Genomic DNA, 255 nt, shown 5'->3' on the forward strand with positions numbered 1-255 from the left:
AAGTTTTAAAAAAGTACAACGAATTGGAAAGGAAGTTGATAGCAAAACGTCAGTCGAACTTGTAGAAATATTGCACAGCACAATGACCGTGCAGGATATCTGTATTCATTTAGGTATCTCTCGGGCGACTTATTATCGTTGGAAGAAGAATCTGATGAAGGATCATCCCAAACGCCACTTGGAAAAACAAATCGGCACGTTGTGCCGAGAGCACAAGTATCGATATGGATATCGAAAAATCACAGCCATATTAAA

The 255-nt window shown here is 39.2% G+C and carries 1 protein-coding gene; it reads left to right on the forward strand.

Going from position 1 to position 255, the window contains the following annotated elements; all coding sequences use genetic code 11:
* Positions 1-255 (forward strand): helix-turn-helix domain-containing protein (locus Q3W56_RS20860; protein WP_302896723.1); only part of this gene is annotated, 255 nt, incomplete at both ends.

It is taken from the genome of Bacillus sp. C28GYM-DRY-1 (assembly GCF_030519405.1).
Classification (GTDB): domain Bacteria; phylum Bacillota; class Bacilli; order Bacillales; family Bacillaceae; genus Bacillus; species Bacillus spizizenii_A.